The organism is Methylobacterium sp. J-030, from assembly GCF_022829545.1.
Lineage (GTDB): Bacteria > Pseudomonadota > Alphaproteobacteria > Rhizobiales > Beijerinckiaceae > Methylobacterium.
Genome location: NZ_JAKSYM010000056.1, coordinates 1 through 3,120 on the forward strand (window position 1 = coordinate 1; position 3,120 = coordinate 3,120).

The 3,120-nt window shown below is 62.1% G+C and carries 6 protein-coding genes; 3 read left to right on the plus strand and 3 right to left on the minus strand.

Annotation, left to right across the window (positions count from 1 at the left end; translation table 11 throughout):
* The first annotated feature begins 18 nt into the window (after positions 1–18).
* Together MKK75_RS02420 and MKK75_RS02425 are read left to right on the plus strand one after the other, a co-directional pair.
* Positions 19–306: a DUF6894 family protein gene (locus MKK75_RS02420; protein WP_244041038.1), complete on the plus strand. Its 288-nt coding sequence runs from the start codon at positions 19–21 to the stop codon at positions 304–306.
* 33 nt (positions 307–339) lie between these two features.
* Complete coding sequence (locus tag MKK75_RS02425) at positions 340–903, plus strand: chemotaxis protein CheB (RefSeq protein ID WP_244041039.1); 564 nt, start codon at positions 340–342, stop codon at positions 901–903.
* A 132-nt stretch (positions 904–1,035) separates the two neighbouring features.
* Here MKK75_RS02425 and MKK75_RS02430 read toward each other — a convergent pair whose 3' ends face one another.
* The gene (locus MKK75_RS02430; protein ID WP_409567508.1) at positions 1,036–1,281 is read right to left on the minus strand and encodes an HU family DNA-binding protein; all 246 of its coding nucleotides are present in this window, start codon (positions 1,279–1,281) and stop codon (positions 1,036–1,038) included.
* 460 nt (positions 1,282–1,741) lie between these two features.
* Here MKK75_RS02430 and MKK75_RS02435 point away from each other — a divergent pair, with 460 nt between their 5' ends.
* Complete coding sequence (locus tag MKK75_RS02435) at positions 1,742–2,260, plus strand: PAS domain-containing protein (RefSeq protein WP_244041041.1); 519 nt, start codon at positions 1,742–1,744, stop codon at positions 2,258–2,260.
* Positions 2,261–2,319: 59 nt separating this feature from the next.
* On the opposite strand, the gene MKK75_RS02440 is transcribed toward MKK75_RS02435, so the two are convergent.
* Both MKK75_RS02440 and MKK75_RS02445 read right to left on the minus strand, forming a co-directional pair.
* Positions 2,320–2,598 (minus strand): hypothetical protein, encoded by a 279-nt coding sequence (locus tag MKK75_RS02440; RefSeq protein WP_244041042.1) that lies wholly within the window; start codon positions 2,596–2,598, stop codon positions 2,320–2,322.
* Positions 2,599–2,792: 194 nt separating this feature from the next.
* Complete coding sequence (locus tag MKK75_RS02445) at positions 2,793–3,053, minus strand: hypothetical protein (RefSeq protein WP_244000795.1); 261 nt, start codon at positions 3,051–3,053, stop codon at positions 2,793–2,795.
* Positions 3,054–3,120: the final 67 nt, after the last annotated feature.

Consider the following 3,120-nt stretch of genomic DNA (forward strand, 5'->3'; position numbering starts at 1 on the left):
TGCGACGCGGAGGGCCTGATGCCCCGTTTCTTCATCGACACCTTCGACAGCATTGTCGTCATAGATGACGTCGGCTACGAGTTGCCGGACGAGGCCGCTGTGCGGGAGGTTGTCCGCAAGACTTTGGCCGACATGCTCGGGGCCGAGCATAAGGGACGGCCGGCTGCTCAGTACCGGGCTGAGGTTCGCGACGAAGCTGGCAAGAGCATACTGACCGCCTCTGTGCTCATCGTCATCGATAAGGCGCCGGAGCGGAAGGCGGCCGAAGCTGCCGCGTCGCTCGGACATTCGGCCAGGCGCGACTGAACCGCGCTTGCCCCGGTCGATTGTAGCAAGCAGATGGGCGCTATCATCGTCATCGCCAGCTCTGCTGGTGGCCTCAAACCGCTCAAGCGGATCGTCGAGGCTTTGCCGCCCAACTTCCGCGCCTCCGTGTTCGTCGTGCAGCACATCGGGGCGAACCCGAGCGTCCTCCCCGACATCCTTAGTCGGCGCGGCAGTCTTCCGGCCACCTTCGGGCGGCACGGGGAGGGCATCGAGCACGGCCACATCTACGTCGCACCACCCGACTACCACATGCGATTGGGCTTCGGTGCGATCCTTCTCGATCACGGGATCAAGGTGCACTTCACCCGCCCAGCCGCCGATCCGTTGTTCGTTTCAGCCGCCGAGGCTTACGGCAAGCGCGTCATCGGGATCGTGCTCAGCGGCGGCAATAGCGACGGGGCTGAGGGCATGCGTGCGATCACGGCACGCGGTGGCCTTGGCCTCGTGCAGGATCTGGCCGAGGCCGAATGCCCCGAAATGCCCCACGCCGCGCTCAGGCTGGATCACCCAGAACCGCCCCTCACGGCAGATCAAATTGCAGAGCGGATCGTTGCTCACTGCCCTTGCGCAGATTGAAGACATCGCGAGCGCGATCGACGGCTTCCCGCCCCAAGCCAAAGTTTCTGATCTACCGATGAACGGCCGCTTTCTCGAAGCGCTGACGGCGGTCCTGGCGACCGGGTTGGGTCGGGAGCAGGCGGCGACGAGCTATTGCAACTGGCCCGTCGCTTGCTCGCGGTTCGCGAGACGATCGGCAATCTGATCAACTGGCCTGAAGGTCTCAAAGTCATGCAGCTCGACGGAGTTGGCGTTCACCAGAACATCGGTACCCCAATTGAGGATGGCGTCTATCACCGCCTCGGCTCTATTGGTGTAAAGATGTAATTTATGCTCCGCGACGCGCAAGACTAGCTGAGATCGTACTATAAGGCGGAGGTGTAAATAGCTTGTCAGAGTACAGGCGCGTCTGAGTTAGCAGACTACTTTCGTTGTTCTTCGTCCGCATCGCTTATAGTTTTATCGCTGTCAGTGTCAGGATTGAAAAAATCTTCGATAGGCCGGCCCAGAGCGTGTGCGATACGTTTCAAGGTCCGTAGCGCGCGCTCGCGCTCACGAGGTGCAGCGGTGTGATCGACGGATGAGAGGCGAAGGCCTCGACCGTTCTCTCTGTCGCGCTCGCCCATCCTGACCTTGTGTCACGTTATGTTCGCGATCTCCAGTTGAGTACACCGATTTCGATGCTATGAAAAGTTGTGAAAACGCAGCCTTCCTGGGTCGTGAAAGGCATACGTCACTCATGCCGCGTCGGTCATCACAGAACGCTCTATCCCCCGCCTCCCTGCCTCTGACGACGCTCAATATTGGTATATGGGAGGAAGACGTTTTCGCTGACCGCATACGTGGCGATGCAGTCATGGCCGCGATGTACGGTCTATCCGAGGACGAGGCTGCGGAGGGCGTGCCGTGGGCGGATCTCAGCACGCGCTTCCACCCGGAGGACCTGCGAGCGGATCCGGGCGCCCGGCGTCAGGTGCGCGAAGAAGGCGGCCTGTTCGTGTGGGAGCACCGCATCTTACCCGCACCCGGTATCGTCCGCTGGGTGTTGGCGCGTGGTCATTTTCAACAAGGCGCAAATGGCCGAATGCGCGGGCACGGGATCGTCATCGACATCACCGACAGCCGAACTGACGGTCAGATCGATGGCCCGGCACACTTCCTCACAGCCTACGAGTCGCCGGGGACTATCCTAGAGCGTATTGCTGATCGAGCGATCGAAGCCTGCGAACTGATCCGCACGCTGGATGTTGCCGACTCTTCCCGGCTTCGCTTGTTGGTCGACGCTCTTTTGCACGAGCTTGGCCGCCAGATCGCTGCTTCGTTGCAGAGCGACCCACCGGCACCGAAGCGGCCGCGGGGCACTAAGCTCAACTGATTGAAAGTCAGCAGATAAGACGCCCCTCCGCCCCATGAGCAGATTGGAGCAGGCGGGGATCAGGGCCTATTCGGATAAGCTGACATGACGGCCGCCGCCAGAACAGTCCGGAACGCCTTCTCCTGCGGCCCTGACCGGTCCACTGCTCCGAAAGCAGGCGTCGCCTTCACCAGAGCTGCGATGTCGATGCTGTGCCCGCTGGCGAACCGGTAGGGGCCGGCCGCCGGTTCCCGCAGGTAGAGGTCGATCGCCGCGACAACCTCTTGGCTGGTGATGATGCCCGCCTTGCGCAGGTCTGCGAGGGTCGAAGGTCCGGCCGGCATGGTCGCGCTGATCATCCCACATCGTTGTGCTTCACCGGATATGCCCACCCCGTGAGCCCACCCGAACAGCCCCTATAAGATACCAAGACCGAAACCGGACAGTCTCACCGGGTTTTCGTGCGTGGTCGCCCGGCTCAGGAAGGGGCCTGCGGCTGGCCTGCAGCACGGCAGCTTGCGGATCAGCATACTCATCGCCTTCGTCATCGCGATCAGTTCTTGAGGCGCTGCCGCACCCACCGCGTCGCATCCTCCAATGTATCGAACACGGGAGCGCGTACCTTCGCGAGACGCCCGAGCCTGACCTCCATGTACCAAGCCCCGCGTCGCTCATGCTCGGGCGCGTCGAGGCGCACTAGCACGGCCACGAGCAACCCGTTGGCGATCACCAGCATGCCAACCTCATCCGGGCTCGCTGTGTCGACGGAGATGGGTTGGAGGACAACCAGGATCTCGACGTTGTCCTGGCCCACCAACTTACCTGCTCTGGACGCTGCTCAGCCACGGCACCTGCCGGCGGCCACTCCAACGCGTGTTCCT